Origin of the sequence: Kitasatospora sp. NPDC057223, from assembly GCF_042669755.1 — a bacterium.
Lineage (GTDB): Bacteria > Actinomycetota > Actinomycetes > Streptomycetales > Streptomycetaceae > Kitasatospora.
The window spans coordinates 21,197-39,715 of the sequence record NZ_JBHUWW010000049.1 but is presented as its reverse complement, the minus strand read 5'-3'; the positions used below and the strand labels follow the sequence as shown (position 1 = coordinate 39,715).

Here is an 18,519-nt window from a genome sequence, read left to right as displayed (position 1 = left end):
CACCCTACGGCGCGGGGGTGACAATCCGGCTCCGCTGCCCGGGCATCGCCGCGAGCACACCGGGGTGGAGTGCGTTGGCGACCTGGCCGTGCACGGCGGCGTGCGGGCGCTGCGGGCGGTCCCGGTAGCCGTCGAGCAGCAGGCGGTTGCGGTTGAGGCAGAGCCGGTCGATGGCGGGGCTGAACAGCTCGAAGAGGTCGAAACGCTCCCGCAGCTCGGGGAACCGCGCCTGGTAGCGCAGGATCTCGGCCCGCAGCAGGGCCCAGAACTCGGGCTCCGGCAGCTGCAGCCCGGGCTCGGTCTGCTGGTCGAGCAGTGGTGCGAGGAAGCGGTAGACGCCGATGAAGAGGCCGGAGTGCAGGAACTGGCAGAGGAAGTCCGGCGCGTCCCGCAGCAGGACGCCGCTGATCTCGGCGGGGAGGCCGCGCAGTTCGGGCAGGTCCTGGTCGCTGAGGTTGACGTCGTCGACGAAGTCCTTGACGGCGAGCCGGACGGGGACGTCCGCGGAGTCGAACACCACGATGGCGTTCTCCCCGTGCGGGGAGAAGACGGTGCCGTAGCGGTACAGGAAGTGCAGCAGCGGGGGCAGCATCGCGCCGAACAGCCGGCCGACCCACTCCTGCGGGGTGAGGCCGGAGCGGGCGATCAGTTCGGCGGCCAGCGCCCGGCCGTCGGAGCCGGTCTGGAGCAGGGCGGCCAGCGTGCGGCCGCGCTCCCCGGGGTCGAGGAAGGGGCCGAGCGGCTGGCGCCAGATCGCGCCGAGGAGTTCCTTGTACTGGTAGGGCGTCTCGGGCAGCTCGCGGTAGACCGGGTGGTCGACGGTGACGGAGGCGATCTCGCCGAGCAGGATCACCCGGCACTCGTCGCGCAGGAACGCGTCGCCTTCCCGCAGGCCGTGGATCCAGCTGGTCACGGCGGGCGCGACCAGCGTGCGCTCGGTGGGCAGGCCGCGCCAGACCAGGGTGTTGAGGATCGCCAGCGGCAGTTTGACCGTGCAGCGTTCGGGGCGGCTCACGTTGAAGAACGACCGGATGGACTGCTGCGGCAGCCGCAGGTCGCCGTCCGAGGGCAGCGGGACGATCTCCCCGGAGGCGATCCAGGGGGCGAACAGCGGCACGACGGTCTCGTCCCACTGCCAGGGGTGGACGGGCAGCAGCAGGTAGTCGTCGGCCGCCTCGCCGAGCAGCGCGCGCAGGGCGCCGGGGTCGTCCAGTTCCGTCCGGTACAGCAGCTCCGGGTGCTCCAGGCCGGGGACGCCCCGGTAGGTGGCGAGCCGCTTGTGCACGGCGATCCAGGGCAGTGGCCGGGGCGTCCTGGCCTCCGGTGCCCAGCGGGCGGCGTCGACCGCGGAGAAGCCCAGCCGGCCCTTGTTGGGGACGATCCAGGGGTGGCCGCCCTGGCGCCCCTCCAGCTCGGTGTGGCCGAGGTCGGCCAGCTCGGCGGCGGTCGGTGCGGTGGCGAGCTGGTGGGCGTCGGCGAGCAGGGTGGCGGTGAGCTCCCGGACGAGGTGCCCGGTGGTGTCGCCGCCGAGGCCGAGCGCGTGCCGGGAGTACTGGAGGAAGCGCAGCGGGTCGAGGTCGGCGTCGTGCGAGCAGTGCAGGGTGGCCGGGTCGACCTGCCAGCTGCCGTACGCGCCGCGCCGGGCGGCGAAGCGGTAGGTGACGCCGCCGGGCAGGGTGAGCCGGTGGCGGCCGTCGTCCTCGGCGACCGGCGCGATCAGCTCCTCGTACGCGAACTCGCCGAGCATCTTGGCCAGCATCGCCCGGCGGGCCCGCGCCCAGTGCTCCGGGGTGAGCTGCGGGGGCAGGTACAGCGGCGGCTCAGCGGCTGGCTGCAGCGGCACGGATCCACTCCTGGGGTCGCGGGAGGCCTGTTGCGGGCGGGGCGGCGGGGGCCGGGGAGCCGGCGGGCGGGGCGAAGGTGGTCCAGGCGGTGCGGCCGGGCAGCCGGTGGACCGTGCGCCGCGCGACCGCGTTGAGGATGACGGCGGCCCGGTGTGCGCCCAGCCCGAGGTCCGGGGTGCCGACCCCGTGGGTGTGCAGTTCGGCGTTCTGAACGTACAGGCCGCCGGTCAACTCCGGGAGGGTGGCGACGCGATGGTCCAGATCGACCCGGTAGCGGCCGGCCTCGTCCCAGTCGATCAGGGCGGCCAGTGGTTCGAGGGCGGCGGGCGGGGCGGCCCGGTGGCCGGTGGCGAGCACCACGGCGTCGGTGCGCACGACGTGCTCGGCGCCGGAGTCGACGTGCCGGCAGCGCAGTTCGAAGCCGCCGCAGGGCCCCGGCCGGGCGTCGGTGACGGCGGTGCCCGGGGTGATCTCGACGGCGGCGTCGCCGACCGGGCGGCCGATGGTGCGCTCGTACAGGTGGTCGTGGATCTCGGCGAGGGTCTCGGCGCTGGCGGCCTTGTGCAGTTGCCACTGCGCGGGGACGAGCGCGTCGCGGACGGCGCCCGGCAGCCCGTGGAAGTACCGGGTGTAGTCGGGGGTGAAGTGCTCCAGCCCGAGTTTGGAGTACTCCATCGGCGCCAGGGCGCGGGTCCGGGTGAGCCAGCGCAGCCGGGTGCCGTCCTCGCCGCGCCGGCGCAGCAGGTCGAGGAAGACCTCCGCGCCGGACTGGCCGGAGCCGACGACGGTGATGTCCCGGGCGCCGTCGAGGGTGTGCCGGCGCTCCAGGTAGTCCGTGCAGTGCCAGACCGCCGGGTGCCCGTCGAGGGCGGCGAAGGCCTCCGGGCGGACGGGCCGGGTGCCGACGCCGAGGACGACGTTGCGGGCGTGCGCCACGGTGCGCTCCCCCGTACCGGTGTCGGTCAGCTCGGCCCGGAACAGGCCGCCGGACCAGTGCAGGGCGGTCACCTCGGTGGAGAAGCGGCAGCCGGGCAGCCGCTCGGCGGCCCAGCGGCAGTAGTGGTCGTACTCGCGGCGCGGCAGCTGGAACCGTTCGGCGAAGTAGAACGGGAAGAGCCGGCCCTGCTCGCGCAGGTAGTTGAGGAACGACCACGGGCTGGTCGGGTCCACCAGCGAGACCAGGTCGGCGAGGAAGGGCACCTGCATCCGGGCGCCGTCGACCAGCATCCCGTGGTGCCAGCGGAACTCCGGCCGGGCCTCGCAGAACAGGGTGCGCAGGCCGGCCGCCCCGTCGGCGAGGGCGGCGAGCGAGAGGTTGAACGGACCGATGCCGACGCCGAGCAGGTCGTAGGGGGCGGAGGGGGGTGTGTCCATGAAGGAGGGGGTGTCCTAGGGGGGAGTCGAGGGGCGGTCAGGGCATGGTCGGCGGCGGCTGGACCGGCCGGCCGGCCGCCGGCCGGCGGCGGATCATCAGGGCGGCGCGCTTGGTGGGCAGGTCGAGTTCGGCGGTGAACTCGAAGCCGGCGCGTTCGAAGACCCGGACGGACGGCAGGTTGCGCACGTCCGGTTCGGCGACGACGCGGTTGCAGCGGGGGCGGGCCTGCAGGATGCGCTCGGCCAGGGCGGCGATCAGCAGGCTGCCCAGGCCCCGGCCGCGGGCCCGGGAGGGGCCGAGCAGCAGGTGCACGCCGGTGTCGTGCGGCCTGGCCGGGTAGTACCGGGCGAGCGGGTCGAGGTCGGCCCGGTAGACCTCCCAGTAGCTCACCGGGCTGCCGTCCAGCAGGCCGAGGCAGGGCACACTGCGGCCGTCGCCCTCGATCTGCCCGCGCAGGTGCTGCTCGGTGGTGGCGGGCGGCCCGTCGAGCTCCCAGAAGGCGGCGATCTCGGGGTCGTTCATCCACTCGGCGAGCAGTGGCAGGTCCGTGGTGAGGCGGACCGGCCGCAGCCGGAAGTCACCGGCGTCGGTGGGCATGGTGCCCCAGCGGGCGATGCCGTCGAGCAGGTCGGCGGGAGCGCGCGGCAGTATCACCCGCGCCCCCGTACGGGGGGAGGCCGTCACGCGGCGGCCACCGGGTTGGGGATGTCCACGTACACCGACTGGGTCTCGACCGGGCCGACGAGTTCGTCCAGGCCGTTCAGCCGGGTGAGCAGGTTGGCCTTGCAGCGCAGGGTGGGCGAGTCCAGCAGCCGGGCGGGCAGCGCGGACCCGGTGGCGCGGGCGCGCGGCCCGGCCAGGAAGCGGCGCAGTGCGGCCAGCAGGATCCGCTCGTCGGCGAGGCGCTGGGAGCCGAGGGCGCCGATCAGGCCGAGGACGTGGTTGATGCCGAGGTAGTAGGCGAACCGCTCGTCGGCGACGTCGTCCGCGACGAAGGTGTCGCTGGCGCTGCCGAGACCGGGCAGCCGGGCGTGCAGCCGCTCGGCGTGCGAGGTGCGGAAGTAGTAGCCCTGGTTGTCGCGGTAGCGGCCGCCGACCGGCCAGCCCTCGGTGTCCAGCAGGACGAGGCTGTTCTGCTGGTGCGCCTCCAGGGCGATGCCGGCCCGGCCGTCCAGCCAGAGCACCGGCAGGACGACCGCGTCCAGGTAGCGCAGGAACCACTCGGTGGCCACCGTCTGCAGCGGCCGGCCGCAGCGCGGCGACAGCGACCGCAGGACGTCGCCGAGTTGGGAGCGGACGTGCTCGGACGGGCCGAGTGGCTGCTCGGCGACCAGCCCGGCGACGCACAGCGCGCGCTGAGCGGGCCCGAACGGCTGCTGCCGCAGGACGGTGTCCAGGCCGCTCGGGTCGGCCGGGCCGCCGGGCAGGTCGACGCCGATCCAGGCCGGGTCGCGGACGATGTCGAAGCCGGGGTGGGCCGCGCTCCACTCGCCGCCGAGCCCCGCTTCCAGCAGCCGGTGCACCTCCAGGCCCCGGTGAAGCTCCTTGCGGAGGTTCTCCCGGCGGGAGTTGGTGATCCGCAGTCCGAGCGACAGCTTGAGCATCCAGGGAGTGCCGGGGCGGTAGACCGTCCGGACGGAGGAGGTCGGGTACCAGGGGTCGCCGTGCGCGCCCAGGTCGTGCAGGCCGCCGTCCGCGAGGAGGGCGGCGACGGCGGGGCGCAGCGCCAGTTCGCGGGCCTGCCAGGGGTGCAGCGGCAGGGCGGCGGCGCCGGGCGGCAGCAGGCCCGGGGCGGCCAGCAGGCCTGCGGTGAGCTGCTCGGCGCTCTCGGCGAGTGCCGATCCGGCGGCCAGCAGGTCGCGGTCGACGGCGTACCAGTGCAGTTGGAAGGAGCCGCGCAGCTCCGGGGAGTAGGCCGCGCTCTGGGCCGGCCCCAGGCCGTCGCGGCTCTTCGGGGTCGGGTGCAGCGGGTGGCCGAGCAGCAGGGCCTGTTCGGCGGCCAGGAAGGGCGTGGCGGGGCGCTCGCCGGCGGCCGGCGGCGGGGCCTGCCTGCGGTGGGCCAGGATGTCGGCCGTGCGGCTCACCGAGTCGGCGACGCGGGCCGCGAGGTCGGCGATCCGGCCCGGGTCGGGCCGGTCGGCGGCGGCCGCGGCGAGCAGTGCGGCGGCCGTGACGGCGTCGACGGGTGCGGCCGGCGCCCCGGTCGGCGCGGTGGCGGCGTCGTAGCCGGCGGTCAGGGTGGCGGCGCCGAAGCGGTGCCAGCCGCAGGCCGACCAGTGCCGGACGGGGACGGTGAGCGCGGCCGCACCGCCGAGCACGGCGATCCGCAGCCGGCCGTCGGGGCCCGGGGCGACACCGGTCTCCCTCGCCCAGCAGCGCAGCAGGGCCTCCAGCGCGGCCTGTTCGGCTGCGACGGCCGGGTCGTGGTGCAGCAGGCGGTCCGGTTGCGCGTGCTCCGGCCGGGACCGTTCGGCGCGGTCCTGCTCGGTCTGCTCCCGTTCGGGGGCCGGTCGGCGCGGGGCAGCCTGTTCCGGCAGATGCGGAACGACGGTCGGGGCTCCGGTGAGGGCGGTGCTCAAGGCTGCTCCTTGGTGCGCGTGGGGCTGCGGGCGCGGCAGGTCGGGGGGCGTCTGGCGGACACCTCTCACCGTGCGTCAGGTAAGGGTTACCTACCTGCGAAGGGTGATCACAAGGACGGCTCACTCGTTGGGGTGAAGAGCGGGGGTTACTCACCCTGAGGAGGGAACCCGCCCTGTTCCAACGAGACAGCGGCCCGCCGATCACGGCCGTACTGGCGAGCGGGTCGCCCGCCGGGCCCACATCACAGAACGGTGACCTTGCGTCATGGCCGCAACCCGGGGGGCGTGCTGCGCCGTCCTGATGCCCGGTGGAAGACTCCACCGTGTCCGGTGCCACGAGCCGCCGGCCGATGCCGGGCCGGCCGGTGCCGGGAGTCGAACTACGGGGGAAGCGAAGCCATGTCACCGATCCGCCGATCAGGCCGCAGGCGCGGCGCGGCCGCGGCCCTCGCCGCCGCGGCACTCCTCACCGTGAGCGCCTGCGGGCCGGGCGCGGCCGGCGGCGGCGCCCAGCCACCGCCGGCGACCGCCTCGAACGGCGCTCTGATCAGCGGAGTGATCGGCGGGGTGACGCTGCCGACGGGGCTGCCGACCGGTCTGCTGGACGGGCTGCCGAAGAGCTGGGACGACCTGAAGAAGTGGAAGTTCGAGGACTGGGACAGCTGGGCCTCCCAGCACGTCTTCAACAACCCCGTCGTCAAGGACTTCTGGAACCCGGACAAGATGGGCGACTCCAAGCCCGCCGACCCGGCTCCGCCGACCGCCGCGCCGGCCGCGGACAGCGGCGCCAACGACCCGGAGCCCGCCGTGGTCAAGGCGGCGCCGGTCGCCCGGCCGTACACCGGGCAGCCGTCCGGCAAGGTGTTCTTCAGCGCCGACGGCGGCCGGGGCAACTGCTCGGCCACGGTGATCGCCGACCCCGCGCACCCGGGGAAGAGCAACCTGGTGTGGACGGCGGGCCACTGCGTGCACCAGGGCAAGGGCGGGACGTTCTTCAAGGACCTCGTGTTCGTCCCCGCGTACAACGACTCCGGCGCCTCCAGCAGCGGCCGGAAGGCGCCGCTGGACAAGCTCGCGCCGCTGGGCACCTGGTGGGCCGACAAGGTCGTCCCGTCGCCGCAGTGGACGGCCGAGGGCGGCGGGACGGGCGACTCCGCGAGCCAGTACGACTTCGCGATCATGCGGGTGCACAACCAGAACGGCGGCGGCAGGTCGCTGGAGGAGACGGTCGGTTCGGCCGTGCCGGTCTGGTTCGACGCCCCGCGCGACGCGCTGTCCGTCTCGGCCTGGGGCTACCCGCTCTACAAGCCCTTCGACGGGCAGGAGTTGTACCGGTGCGACGGCGGGCGGCCGTCCCGGCTCTCGTTCGACGCCGGGCGGCCCTCGATGCTCACCATCGGCTGCGACATGACCCAGGGCTCCAGCGGCGGCGGCTGGTTCGCCACGATGCCGGACGGCCGGAGGGCACTGGTCAGCAACACCTCGATCGGCACCATCGAGCACACCTCGCTGAGCGGCCCCTACCTGGAGAGCACCGCCAAGCAGGCCCTGGACTACATCTCCAAGAAGTAGCCGCCCCGGCCGCTCGGCCCGCACCGCCGCCGCTCCGCGAGATCCGACGACCACGGGGAACCGAAGAACCTTGCCTACCGAGCCCACCGACAGCCGCAGAAGGCCGATCCGGCACCGGAGGGGCCTCGCCTGCGCGGCCCTGGCCGCCGCCGTCGTCCTCACCGCCACCGGGTGCGAACCGGACGGCAGCGTGAACAGCGCCGACGCCGCGCCCTCCACCACGGGAGCGCCGGCCGCCACGGCCTCGACGGCCACCGCCGGGGCGAAGCCCGGCCTGGTGCTGCCGACCGGCCTGCGGGAGATCGCGAACTGGAAGCCCGACGACTGGCGCCGGTTCGTCGACGACAACGTCTTCAGGAACGAGGTCGTCAAGGGCTTCTGGGACGCGGCCAGGATGGAGGAGGCGAAGGGACGGGAGACCCCGAAGCTGTCCACCCACTCGGCGGGCTCCGACTTCCGTCCGCCGGCCGCCATCCCGGCGAAGGCGGCCACGCACCCGTACGGCAGGAACGCGGCCGTCCTCGGCAAGATCTTCATGACCACCCCCGAGGGCGCGTCGATGTGCTCGGGCACCGTGGTCACCGACCCGGCGAACCCGGGGCGCAGCAACCTGGTGTACACGGCGGCGCACTGCCTGCACGACGGCACCGGCGGTGGCTGGCTGAAGGACATCACCTTCGTGCCGCTGTACAACCGGGACGGCCTGGCCGGCCGGGGCCGGAAGTACACCGAGGCCCAGGTGTCGCCGTACGGCCGCTGGGTGGCCACCGGTGCGCTGGTCTCGCCGACCTGGGTGAAGGAGAGCGGCGTCGGCGCCAACAACCAGTTCGACTACGGGATCATCAAGGTCAGGAACGAGAACGGCGGCGACACGTCCCTGGAGGAGACCGTCGGCAGCTCGGTGCCGATCTGGTTCAACGCCCCGCGGGAGCAGATCACCTCGGCCTTCTCCTACGGCTACCCGGCCGATCAGCCGTTCGACGGCATGGAGCTCAACCACTGCGACTCCGCCGTCCGGCCGGCCGCGCTGTCCTTCGACCGGGCCCGGCCCGAGATGTACGTGATCGGCTGCACGATGACCGGCGGCTCCAGCGGCGGCGGCTGGTTCGTCACCAGGGACGGCAGGCCCGCGCTGATCAGCGTCAACTCGATCGGCCCGGTGGACGAGCCGACCTGGATGGCCGGCCCGTCGCTGCAGGACAACGCGAAGCAGGCCTTCGAGTACTTCAGCAGGACCGCGAAGTAGCCCGGCCTGCGGCAACACGGCAGCGCGGGAACGGACCGCGGGCCCCGGTCTCGGTGGAGATCGGGGCCCGCGGTCGCGTCATTCGCAGGGCTGCTCAGCCCTGCGTCACCACGGCGAAGCGCTCCAGCTCCGAGGCCAGCTCGGCCGCCACCTTCGCCTTGATCAGCGTGCCCTCGCCGGTGTGCTCGGTGGAGAGCAGCTCGCCCTCGGCGTGCACCCGGGAGACCAGGTCGCCCCGGGTGTACGGGACGAGCGCCTCGATCTGGATGGCCGGGCGCGGCAGCTCGTCGTCGATCAGGCGCAGCAGCTCCTCGATGCCCAGACCGCTGCGGGCCGACACCACGATGGCGTGCGGCTCGCGGCGCAGCAGGCGCTGCAGGACCTCGGGGTCGGCGGCGTCCGCCTTGTTGATCACGACGACCTCCGGCACGTTCTGTGCGTCGACCGAGACGATCACCTCGCGGACGGCGGCCAGCTGCGTCTCCGGCTCCGGGTGCGAGCCGTCGACCACGTGCAGGATGAGGTCGGCGTCGGCGACCTCCTCCATGGTGGAGCGGAAGGCCTCGACCAGGTGGTGCGGCAGGTGCCGGACGAAGCCGACGGTGTCGGCCAGCGTGTACACCCGGCCGCTGGGGGTCTGCGCCCGGCGGACGGTCGGGTCCAGGGTGGCGAACAGCGAGTTCTCCACCAGGACGCCCGCGCCGGTGAGCCGGTTGAGCAGGGACGACTTGCCGGCGTTGGTGTAGCCGGCGATGGCCACGGACGGCACCTGGTGGCGCTTGCGCTCCTGGCGCTTGGTGTCGCGGCCCTTCTTCATGTCGGCGATCTCCTTGCGGAGCTTCGCCATCTTCTCGCGGATCCGGCGACGGTCGGTCTCGATCTTGGTCTCACCGGGACCACGGGTCGCCATGCCGCCACCGGAGGAGCCGGCGCCGCCACCACCCATCTGCCGGGAGAGCGACTGGCCCCAGCCTCGCAGCCGCGGCAGCATGTACTGCATCTGCGCGAGCGAGACCTGCGCCTTGCCCTCACGGGACTTGGCGTGCTGGGCGAAGATGTCGAGGATCAGGGCCGTGCGGTCGACGACCTTGACCTTGACGACGTCCTCCAGCTGGATCAGCTGGCCGGGGGTGAGCTCACCGTCGCACACCACGGTGTCGGCACCGGTGGCCGCGACGATGTCGCGCAGCTCCCGGGCCTTGCCGGAGCCGATGTAGGTGGCCGGGTCGGGCTTGTCGCGGCGCTGGATCACGCCGTCCAGGACCTCGGAACCGGCCGTCTCGGCGAGGGCGGCGAGCTCGGCGAGCGAGTTCTCCGCCTCCTCGATGGTGCCGTCCGTCCACACGCCGACGAGCACCACCCGCTCCAGGCGGAGCTGGCGGTACTCGACCTCGGTGACGTCTTCGAGCTCGGTGGAGAGTCCGGCGACGCGGCGCAGGGCGGCGCGGTCGCTGCGGTCGTACTGGTCGCCGTCGTAGTGGCGGTCGAGATCCTCGTCGATGGCCGCGAGGTCCTCGTCCATCAGGGCCTCGGCCCGGAGGTCGCCGAGGCGACGGGAGGAGTCACTGGATTGGTCGCGGGTTTCGAACGTGGAGGTCATTCTGTCCTTTGGCTTGCTGGTGCGGATGGCCGTCGCGCGACCGTACCGGACGGTCGCACGTGGAGTCTGCCCAGCTGCCGCCCCGTCTACCTTCCGGGCGGGATATGAGCTACCCCTCGGTCCCGCGGGTGCCAGTAACGCTTCTACGTCCTGAGAACGCCGCGGCCGGGCCGTGAATTCCCCATGATGGTCGCACGGCCTGCGGGAAGGGGTCATCCGTATTTCCGGCACCGGCCGGCTGCGGCCGGCAGACGTCGTACACCCCGGAGACCCGCAGCATCGCGCGCATCACCAGCGGAAGCGTCCCCGCGGTGGGCAGTTCGATCGTGTAGGTGTGGCGGACCCTGAGCTCCTGCGGCGGCTCGACGGCCGCCGAGACGATGCCGATGCCCTCGGCGGACATCACCGCGGTGAGGTCGGCCAGCAGGCGGGGGCGGTTGAGCGCCTCGGCCTGCAGGGTGACGCGGTAGCCGGACGGCGGCACGGCGTCCGCCACCCAGGTGACCGCGAGCGCCTCGCGGCCGCCGTCGCTCATCCGCTCCCCCACCGGACAGCCGGTCCGGTGCACGGTGACGGCGCCGCCGCGGATCGCGAAGCCGGTGACCTCGTCCGGCGGGACGGGTGTGCAGCAGCGGGCCAGCCGGACGGGCGCCCCCGGCAGCCCGGCGACCGCCACCGGGGACGCCCCCCGGCCGGCCGCGGGCGGTGCCTGCGGGGCGGGCTGCCCCGCCGACGGACCGGTGTGCACCACCGGCGCGCCGGCGGGATGGTCGGCGAGCCAGCGCTCGATGGCGAGCCGCGCGCCGGGGGTGCGGGCGTACGACAGCCACTCGGGGGCCGGGCCGGAGGGCTCGGCGGCCCCGCCCGGGCCGGCCGCACCGTCGGTGAGGACGCCGAGCACGTCGCCGTCCTCCAGCAGGGTGGAGAGCGCCGTCAGCCGGCCGTTGACCCGGGCCCCGATACATCGGTGGCCGGTCTCCTCGCCGAGCAGGTACGCGGCGTCCACACAGCTGGCCCCGGCGCGTAGCTGAAGCGTTTCGCCTGCCTCGGTGACGACCGTGATCTCGCGGTCGCCGGCCAGTTCGGCGGTCAGGGTGGACCAGAAGGCGTCCGGGTCCGGGGTCTCCTGCTGCCACTCCAGCAGCCGGCTGAGCCAGCCGGGCCGGGCCGGGTCCGTCCGGTCCAGCTCGTCGCGTGCGGGCTGGCCGGAAGGCTGCTGGCCCGCCGCCTGGCCGGCCGGCTGGCCGCCGGGCTGGTGCGGGTCCCCCAGGGCGACCACGCCGGTCTCGGCGACCCGGTGCATCTGCCGGGTGCGCACCAGCACCTCGACCACCTCGCCGTCCACCGCGACCGCGGTGTGCAGGGACTGGTACAGGTTGAACTTGGGCGCCGCCACGAAGTCCTTGAACTCGCCGGGCAGCGGTGTCCAGCAGGTGTGCAGCTCGCCGAGCACGGCGTAGCAGTCCGCGTTCTCCTCGACGACCACCAGCAGCCGGCCGAAGTCGGCGGGGTGCAGGCCCTGCGGCAGCCCGTCCGGGCCGGCCGCGCCGGTGCGCTTCACCATCAGCCGGTGGACGGAGACGCCGTGCCGGGGCCGGACGGTGACCTCGGCCGCCACCCCGGCCTCGGCGAGCTGGCGGGCCAGCGCCGCGGCGAACGGCTGGAGCAGCACGTCGGGGTCGGCCTCGTGCGCGGTGACCAGGGCCCGGGTCCGCGCGTGCTCCTCGGGGTGGAGGGTCGCGAAGACGATGTCCTCCAGCTCGGCCTTGACCACCTGGATGCCGAGCCGCTCGGCCAGCGGGATCAGCACGTCCCGGGTGACCTTGGCGATCCGGACCTGGCTGGCGGGCTTCATGTGACGGATCGTCCGCATGTTGTGCAGGCGGTCGGCGAGCTTGATCACCATCACCCGGACGTCGTCCCCGGTGGCGACCAGCATCTTGCGGAAGGTCTCGGCCTCGGCGGCGGCGCCGAAGTCGACCTTCTCCAGTTTCGTCACGCCGTCGACCAGGTAGGCGACTTCGGGACCGAAGTCGGCGCTGACCTGATCGAGCGTCACCTCGGTGTCCTCCACGGTGTCGTGGAGCAGCGAGGCGACCAGGGTGGTCGTCCCGGCGCCGAGTTGGGCCAGGATCATGGTGACGGCGAGCGGGTGCGTGATGAACGGCTCGCCGCTCTTGCGCATCTGGCCGCGGTGGCTGGCCTCCGCCGTCCGGTAGGCCCGGCCGAGCAGTCCGAGGTCGGCCTGCGGGTGGTGCAGGCGGTGGGCCTGCACGAGCGGCTCGATGGCGTCCGGTACCGGCTGGCGGCCGGTGGCGAGCAGCGCCGCCCGGCCCGCGCGGCCGAGGGCGGCCCGGCCGCGGCCGCCGAGCGGTCGTCTGGGCTCGGCGGGCCGCGCGGCGGCGGGTCTCGGCGCGGCGGCTCGGGGCGCACTCGGCGTCAGCGCACCAGGCGTCAGCGCACCGGACGTCAGGGCGCCCGACAGTGCGGCACCGAGCGGCTGTGCGGCACTGAGCTGCCCGGTCTCGGGCTGCCCGGCTTCGATGGTCATCGGCACCTCCGGCAGCGATCACCGGAGCGACTGCCGACCCGGTGGTCCATGCTACCGAGCACAGCACGTTCCGCGATGCCCCGCTTCCCTTCCGTCATCGGGATCACCCGATCGGGGGGATTCGGGGCGGAACGAAATGGGCAAACCGCCCGCCGCCCGGGCTCGCGGCGGCGGTCCGGACCGCTGTCAGCGCATGGCGGTGGCGACCCAGTCGGCGTCGAGCACGCCGCTGCCGACGATGACGGCGGGGCCGGTCATCTCCACCCGGCCGTCCGGGTGCTCGGTGATCACCAGGCGCCCGCCGGGGAGGTCGACGGTGTAGGCGACGCTCTCGCCGGTGACCGCCGGGTCGGCGCCGTCGCGGCGGGCCGCGGCGACGGCGACCGCGCAGGCGCCGGTGCCGCAGGACCGGGTCTCGCCGGAGCCGCGCTCGTGCACCCGCATGGCCACGTGCCGGGGGCCGCGGTCGACGACGAACTCCACGTTCACGCCGTCGGGGTAGGCGCCGTCCGGAGCGGTCCGGGGCGCGGTGAGCAGGTCGCCCGCCTGGTCGAGGTCCTCGACGAAGGCGACCGCGTGCGGGTTGCCCATGTTCACGTTGCGGGCGGGCCAGCTCCGCCCGCCCACCGTGACCTCGACGGCGGCCGGCCCGGGGAGCAGTGCGCTGCCCATGTCCACGGTGACCTCGCCCGGAGTGCCGTCGGCGGCGTCGGCCGCGATGCGGGCCTGCCGGACGCCGGCCCGGGTGGCGACGGCCAGCGGTCCGGGCTCGGCCAGGCCGGCGTGCACCAGGTAGCGGGCGAAGACCCGGACGCCGTTGCCGCACATCTCGGCGATGCTGCCGTCGGCGTTGCGGTAGTCCATGAACCACTCGGCCTCGCCGGCCAGGTGTGCGGCGGCCGGGTCGGCGGCGGAGCGCACCACGCGCAGCAGCCCGTCACCGCCGATGCCCGCCCGCCGGTCGCAGAGCGCGGCGACGGCCTCCGGGCCGACCGTCAGCCGCCCGTCGGGGTCGGGCAGGATGACGAAGTCGTTCTGGGTGCCGTGCCCCTTGAGAAACGGGAGGCCGGCCAGCTGCAACGGGGATTCGCTCACACGGACGATGGTACCGAGAGCCGCGGCGGCCCTGCCACGAGCGGCCGGGCGTGCCGGGCTCAACCGTGCAGGTGGACGACCCGCCAGACGGCGAGCGCGAAGGAGAGCAGGGCGATCAGGGTGTAGACCACGATGGCCCGCCAGTCCGCCCGCAGGCCCGAACCGCGGCGCGGCAGGCCGGGCCACTTGTAGCCCGCGTGCCGGGCGGCCATCGCGCCCCAGCCGACCGAGGCGGCGGTGAGCAGCAGGCCGAGCATCCCGACCATCGCCCCGCCGGAGCCGAAGGCGAGCGGGAAGCCGAACATCAGCGAGCCGAGGGCGGCGAGCAGCGCGATCGGGAGGCTCTGCCACCAGCGGAGTCTGCGCAGCGGGCGGATCTCACGCTCGTGCACCACGCCGGTCGGGCCGAGGTCGTCGAGGGTGGGCAGCGCCAGTGCGAAGGCGGAGGGCCCGTCGAGGGGCGGCAGGTCGGGGAGCTCGGCCAGGGCCGGTCTGCCGGTTTCGGCGGTTTCGGTGGTGGCACTCATCCGCTGCTCGGTTTCGGGGCCGGTACCCGTCGACACGCGGCCTCCCCTGACAGTTCGACACGCGTCCGGGCCAACGGCCGGTGCGGCCGGCCCGTGCGGCCGGTCTCTAGCGTCGATGATGGCATGTCCAGGGTGGCGGACAGCATGCCCCGAGGGGTCTTCGGGTGATCCGTGGCCATGACGTGATCCGCCTGTAACCGCCGGTTCGTCCTGCACGGGAAGCTGCCCGGGCAACTGCACCACCGCATTGGCCGGATACCGCCGGTACGCGGCTCAGATCTGACCACGGATCAGTTCCAGCGACCGCTGGAGCAGCTCCGACGGGTCCGCCCCGGCCGGGCGGTCGAGCCAGTGGATGCGGGCGTCCCGGCGGAACCACGACTCCTGGCGGCGGGCGAAGCGCTTGGTCGCGCGGACGGTCTCGGCCCGCGCCTCGTCCTCGGTGCAGTCACCGGCGAAGTGGTCCAGTACCTGCTGGTAGCCGAGCGCGCGGGAGGCCGTCCGCCCCTCGCGCAGGCCGGCCTTCTCCAGGGTGCGGACCTCGTCCAGCAGGCCGGCCTGCCACATCCGGTCGACCCGCAGGGTGATCCGCTCGTCCAGCTCGGGGCGGGGCACCGCGACGCCGATCTGCACGGCGTCGTAGACGGCGGTGTTGCCGGGCAGGTTGGCGGTGAACGGCAGGCCGGTGATCTCGATGACCTCCAGCGCGCGGACGATCCGCCGGCCGTTGCTCGGCAGGATGGCCTCGGCCGCGGCCGGGTCCAGCCGGGCCAGCCGCAGGTGCAGGGCCCCGGAGCCGGATTCGGCCAGTTCGGCCTCGATCCGGGCCCGGACCGCCGGGTCGGTCCCCGGGAACTCCATCTCGTCGATGGCCGCCCGGACGTACAGGCCGGAGCCGCCGACCAGGACGGGCGTCCGGCCGGCGGCGAGCAGCCGGTCGATCTCGGCGCGGGCGAGGCGCTGGTACTCGGCGACGCTGGCGGCCTCGGTGACCGGCCAGACGTCGAGGAGGTGGTGCGGGATGCCGGCCCGCTCCTCGATCGTGAGTTTGGCGGTGCCGATGTCCATGCCCCGGTAGAGCTGCATCGAGTCGGTGTTGATCACCTCGCCGCCGAGGCTGCGGGCGAGGGCGACGGCCAGGTCGGACTTGCCGGCGGCGGTCGCGCCGACCACCGAGACGACGCGGGGAGGGGTGGGAAGAGAGCTGCTCACGGGCCAAGTCTCGCAAAACCGCCGCCGCGCCGGTCCGGTCCCCGCCGGAGCCGGCCTCCTGCGGGAGGATACGACCGCTATCACCTGTTTTCTTCCACCCCGAAGGGGTAGTCGGCCGGTCGCCGGGCAGCGGAGAACGACTCGGTGCCGGACGGCGTTGAAGAAGACGGACGACGAACCGCCCCGGGCGGGCGGCCACGACACGGGAGGCAGCGCCATGGGCATGATGGACAACTTCAAGAGCAAGGCCGAGGAGCTCAAGGAGAAGGCCAGCGAGCTGGCCGGCAAGCACAGCGAGCAGATCGACCACGTGGTCGACAAGGCCGGCGGGGCGATCGACAAGGCCACCAAGGGCAAGTACAGCGACAGGATCGAGCACGGGGCCACCAAGGCCAAGGGCGCGGTGGACGAGTTCGCGCACAAGCCCGCGGACCCCGCCGGTCCCACCCGTCCTGCCGGCCCCGCCGGCCCCGTTGATCCCACTGGCCCGTTCGGCCCGGGCCCGACCGGTCCGGGCCCGGCCGGCCCGGCTCAGCCGTGAGCCGTGCTCAGCTCCAGGAGGCGACGAAGTAGCCGACGCCGTACGGCGCGTCCTGGTAGGTGAGGCGGGCGCTCAGCCCGGTGCCCTCGGCGGCGCCCGCCAGCACCTGCCAGGGCGCGCGGCCCTCGGCCTGCAGTTCGGCGGAGAGCCCGGCGTCCAGCGCGCCCAGCGCCGCCAGGTCGGCCGATCCGAGCGCCCGGGCCACGGCCTCGTCGTATCCCTCGGCACGGTCGTCCAGGTACCCCGGGGCCTTGACCGAGCGGCAGGCGCTGCCGTCGCCCATCACGAGCAGGCCGACCCGGTCGGCGAGAGCGGCCAGGCCCTTGCCCAGCCCGGCCATCCGCTCGGCCGGCGAGTCCGCCGGCACCGCGCAGGCGTGGGTCGGCAGCGCCACCCCGGCGCGGGCGAGCAGCCAGGCTCCGACCGTGAGGGAGGGGGCCAGCTCCGGCCCGTCGACCCCGCCGGAGGGCAGCCGTACGGCCAGGTCGACCCCGTAGCGGCGGAACGAGCCGGCCCCGCCGTCCGTCCACACCTCGGGCTCCGCCCCGGTGCCGACCACGACGATCAGCTCGGGCCCGGCCGCCACCAGCTCGGCGACGGCCTCCGCGCAGGCGGCGCGCAGCGGCTCCAGTTCGGCCGCGGCTCCGGCGGCGACCTCCGGCACGAGCAGGGGCGGGCAGGGGCACACGGCGGCGGCTACGAGCATGCCGGTCACTCTAGCCGGGCGGGGCCCGGCGCCGCGGGCGGCCCGGCGCGGCCACGAACGGCGCACGGCCCGGCCGGGAAGCCCCCGCCGGGCCGTGCGGAGCCGTGGGTCAGTCGCCGCAGCAGGCGCCGGCCGGGGCCGCGAGCGGGGCGGGGGCGGGCGCGCCGACGGTGGGCAGGCCGAGCATCACCCCGGCGGGCTTGGCGGCCGGGGTGGCCTGGCGCTTCTCCCAGGCGTCGCCGGCCCGGGTGCGCCGCACGGCCAGGGTGGGCCCTTCGGCGAGCAGGTGGTGCGGGGCGGCGTAGGTGATCCGGACGGTGACGACGTCGCCCGGCCGTACCGGCTCGGCGGGCTTCTCGAAGTGCACCAGCCGGTTGTCGGGCGCGCGGCCGGAGATCCGGGCGGTGCGGTCGTCCTTCTTGCCCTCGCCCTCGGCGACCAGGATCTCCAGCGTCCGCCCGACCTGCTTCTTGTTCTCCTCCCAGGAGATCTCCTCCTGCAGGGCGATCAGCCGGTTGTAGCGGTCCTGCACGACGGCCTTCGGCACCTGGTCGGCCATGTCGGCCGCCGGCGTGCCGGGGCGCTTGGAGTACTGGAAGGTGAAGGCGTTCGCGAAGCGGGCCTCGCGGACGGCGTGCAGGGTCTGCTCGAAGTCCTCCTCGGTCTCGCCGGGGAAGCCCACGATGATGTCGGTGGAGATGGCGGCGTCCGGCATCGCGGCGCGCACCTTGTCGATGATGCCGAGGAAGCGGTCCTGCCGGTACGAGCGGCGCATCGCCTTCAGCACCCGGTCGGAGCCGGACTGCATCGGCATGTGCAGCTGGTGCATCACGTTCGGGGTCTCGGCCATCGCCGCGATCACGTCGTCGGTGAAGTCGCGCGGGTGCGGCGAGGTGAAGCGGATCCGCTCCAGGCCCTCGATCTGCCCGGCGGCGCGCAGCAGCTTGGAGAACGCCTCGCGGTCGCCCAGGTCGGACCCGTAGGCGTTGACGTTCTGGCCGAGCAGGGTGACCTCGATGACGCCCTCGCCGACCAGCGCCTCGATCTCGGCGAGGACGTCGCCGGGGCGGCGGTCCTCCTCCTTGCCACGCAGCGCGGGGACGATGCAGAAGGTGCAGGTGTTGTTGCAGCCGACCGAGATCGCGACCCACGCGGCGTACGCGGACTCCCGGCGGGTGGGCAGCGTGGAGGGGAAGGTCTCCAGCGACTCCAGGATCTCCACCTGGGCCTGCTGCTCGATGCGGGCGCGCTCCAGCAGCGCGGGCAGGTGCCCGATGTTGTGGGTGCCGAAGACCACGTCGACCCAGGGCGCCCTGCGCACGATGGTGTCGCGGTCCTTCTGGGCGAGGCAGCCGCCGACGGCGATCTGCATGCCCTCGTTGCGGGTCTTCGCGGGGGCCAGCTGGCCGAGGTTGCCGTACAGCTTGTTGTCGGCGTTCTCGCGCACCGCGCAGGTGTTGAAGACCACCAGGTCGGGGTCGCCGGCCGCCGGGTCGGCCTTCACGTAGCCCGCGTCCTCCAGCAGCCCGGACAGGCGCTCGGAGTCGTGGACGTTCATCTGGCAGCCGTACGTGACGACCTTGTAGCTCTTCAATCCGCTGTCACCGCTCACACAGACCAGGGTAAGGGCACGGCGGGCGGCCTCGTCCGGGCCCCGGCGCCGGCCCCGAC

Annotated in this window: 14 protein-coding genes; 3 read left to right on the top strand and 11 right to left on the bottom strand. The window is 74.2% G+C overall.

Annotated features, from left to right (window positions below):
• Positions 1 to 4 precede the first annotated feature (4 nt).
• Genes ACFUK0_RS18965 through ACFUK0_RS18950 form a run of 4 tightly spaced genes read right to left on the bottom strand, consistent with a single transcriptional unit; the run spans position 5 to position 5,798 of the window.
• On the bottom strand, positions 5 to 1,843 hold the full coding sequence (locus ACFUK0_RS18965) for an IucA/IucC family protein (protein WP_380251566.1): 1,839 nt from the start codon (positions 1,841 to 1,843) through the stop codon (positions 5 to 7).
• Positions 1,821 to 3,218 (bottom strand): lysine N(6)-hydroxylase/L-ornithine N(5)-oxygenase family protein, encoded by a 1,398-nt coding sequence (locus tag ACFUK0_RS18960; protein ID WP_380251564.1) that lies wholly within the window; start codon positions 3,216 to 3,218, stop codon positions 1,821 to 1,823. The genes ACFUK0_RS18965 and ACFUK0_RS18960 overlap by 23 nt, the downstream gene beginning before the upstream one ends.
• A gap of 37 nt (positions 3,219 to 3,255) precedes the next feature.
• Positions 3,256 to 4,008 (bottom strand): GNAT family N-acetyltransferase, encoded by a 753-nt coding sequence (locus ACFUK0_RS18955; RefSeq protein ID WP_380251596.1) that lies wholly within the window; start codon positions 4,006 to 4,008, stop codon positions 3,256 to 3,258.
• Positions 3,900 to 5,798 (bottom strand): IucA/IucC family protein, encoded by a 1,899-nt coding sequence (locus ACFUK0_RS18950; RefSeq protein WP_380251562.1) that lies wholly within the window; start codon positions 5,796 to 5,798, stop codon positions 3,900 to 3,902. Before ACFUK0_RS18950 ends, ACFUK0_RS18955 begins: the two co-directional genes overlap by 109 nt.
• A 399-nt stretch (positions 5,799 to 6,197) precedes the next feature.
• On the opposite strand from ACFUK0_RS18950, the gene ACFUK0_RS18945 reads away from it, so the two are divergent.
• Positions 6,198 to 7,370, top strand: a complete 1,173-nt coding sequence (locus ACFUK0_RS18945) for a trypsin-like serine peptidase (protein ID WP_380251560.1) — start codon at positions 6,198 to 6,200, stop codon at positions 7,368 to 7,370.
• A 70-nt stretch (positions 7,371 to 7,440) separates the two neighbouring features.
• Positions 7,441 to 8,616 (top strand): trypsin-like serine peptidase, encoded by a 1,176-nt coding sequence (locus tag ACFUK0_RS18940; protein ID WP_380251558.1) that lies wholly within the window; start codon positions 7,441 to 7,443, stop codon positions 8,614 to 8,616.
• Positions 8,617 to 8,710: 94 nt separating this feature from the next.
• Here ACFUK0_RS18940 and hflX read toward each other — a convergent pair whose 3' ends face one another.
• From hflX to miaA, 5 genes are all read right to left on the bottom strand, one after another.
• Positions 8,711 to 10,216, bottom strand: a complete 1,506-nt coding sequence (hflX, locus tag ACFUK0_RS18935; protein ID WP_380251556.1) for a GTPase HflX — start codon at positions 10,214 to 10,216, stop codon at positions 8,711 to 8,713.
• Positions 10,217 to 10,325: 109 nt separating this feature from the next.
• Positions 10,326 to 12,701, bottom strand: a complete 2,376-nt coding sequence (locus ACFUK0_RS18930) for a RelA/SpoT family protein (RefSeq protein WP_380251594.1) — start codon at positions 12,699 to 12,701, stop codon at positions 10,326 to 10,328.
• Between the two features lie 252 nt (positions 12,702 to 12,953).
• Entirely contained in the window at positions 12,954 to 13,862 is a 909-nt protein-coding gene (gene dapF / locus ACFUK0_RS18925) for a diaminopimelate epimerase (protein WP_380251554.1), read from the bottom strand.
• Positions 13,863 to 13,921: 59 nt separating this feature from the next.
• Positions 13,922 to 14,425 (bottom strand): hypothetical protein, encoded by a 504-nt coding sequence (locus ACFUK0_RS18920; protein ID WP_380251552.1) that lies wholly within the window; start codon positions 14,423 to 14,425, stop codon positions 13,922 to 13,924.
• A gap of 237 nt (positions 14,426 to 14,662) precedes the next feature.
• Entirely contained in the window at positions 14,663 to 15,601 is a 939-nt protein-coding gene (miaA, locus tag ACFUK0_RS18915; protein ID WP_380251550.1) for a tRNA (adenosine(37)-N6)-dimethylallyltransferase MiaA, read from the bottom strand.
• 157 nt (positions 15,602 to 15,758) lie between these two features.
• Here miaA and ACFUK0_RS18910 point away from each other — a divergent pair, with 157 nt between their 5' ends.
• On the top strand, positions 15,759 to 16,142 hold the full coding sequence (locus ACFUK0_RS18910; RefSeq protein WP_380251548.1) for an antitoxin: 384 nt from the start codon (positions 15,759 to 15,761) through the stop codon (positions 16,140 to 16,142).
• Between the two features lie 7 nt (positions 16,143 to 16,149).
• Here the strand turns inward: ACFUK0_RS18910 and ACFUK0_RS18905 are convergent, their stop codons facing one another.
• Together ACFUK0_RS18905 and miaB are read right to left on the bottom strand one after the other, a co-directional pair.
• Complete coding sequence (locus ACFUK0_RS18905; RefSeq protein ID WP_380251546.1) at positions 16,150 to 16,848, bottom strand: class III extradiol dioxygenase subunit B-like domain-containing protein; 699 nt, start codon at positions 16,846 to 16,848, stop codon at positions 16,150 to 16,152.
• Between the two features lie 109 nt (positions 16,849 to 16,957).
• Positions 16,958 to 18,460 (bottom strand): tRNA (N6-isopentenyl adenosine(37)-C2)-methylthiotransferase MiaB, encoded by a 1,503-nt coding sequence (gene miaB / locus ACFUK0_RS18900; protein ID WP_380251544.1) that lies wholly within the window; start codon positions 18,458 to 18,460, stop codon positions 16,958 to 16,960.
• Positions 18,461 to 18,519 lie beyond the last annotated feature (59 nt).

Excerpts from the sequence above, each read along its gene's own strand:
- ACFUK0_RS18960 (WP_380251564.1), bottom strand. The coding sequence starts at position 3,218 with ATGGACACACCCCCCTCCGCCCCCTACGACCTGCTCGGCGTCGGCATC.
- ACFUK0_RS18945 (WP_380251560.1), top strand. The coding sequence starts at position 6,198 with ATGTCACCGATCCGCCGATCAGGCCGCAGGCGCGGCGCGGCCGCGGCC.
- hflX (WP_380251556.1), bottom strand. The coding sequence starts at position 10,216 with ATGACCTCCACGTTCGAAACCCGCGACCAATCCAGTGACTCCTCCCGT.
- ACFUK0_RS18905 (WP_380251546.1), bottom strand. The coding sequence starts at position 16,848 with ATGCTCGTAGCCGCCGCCGTGTGCCCCTGCCCGCCCCTGCTCGTGCCG.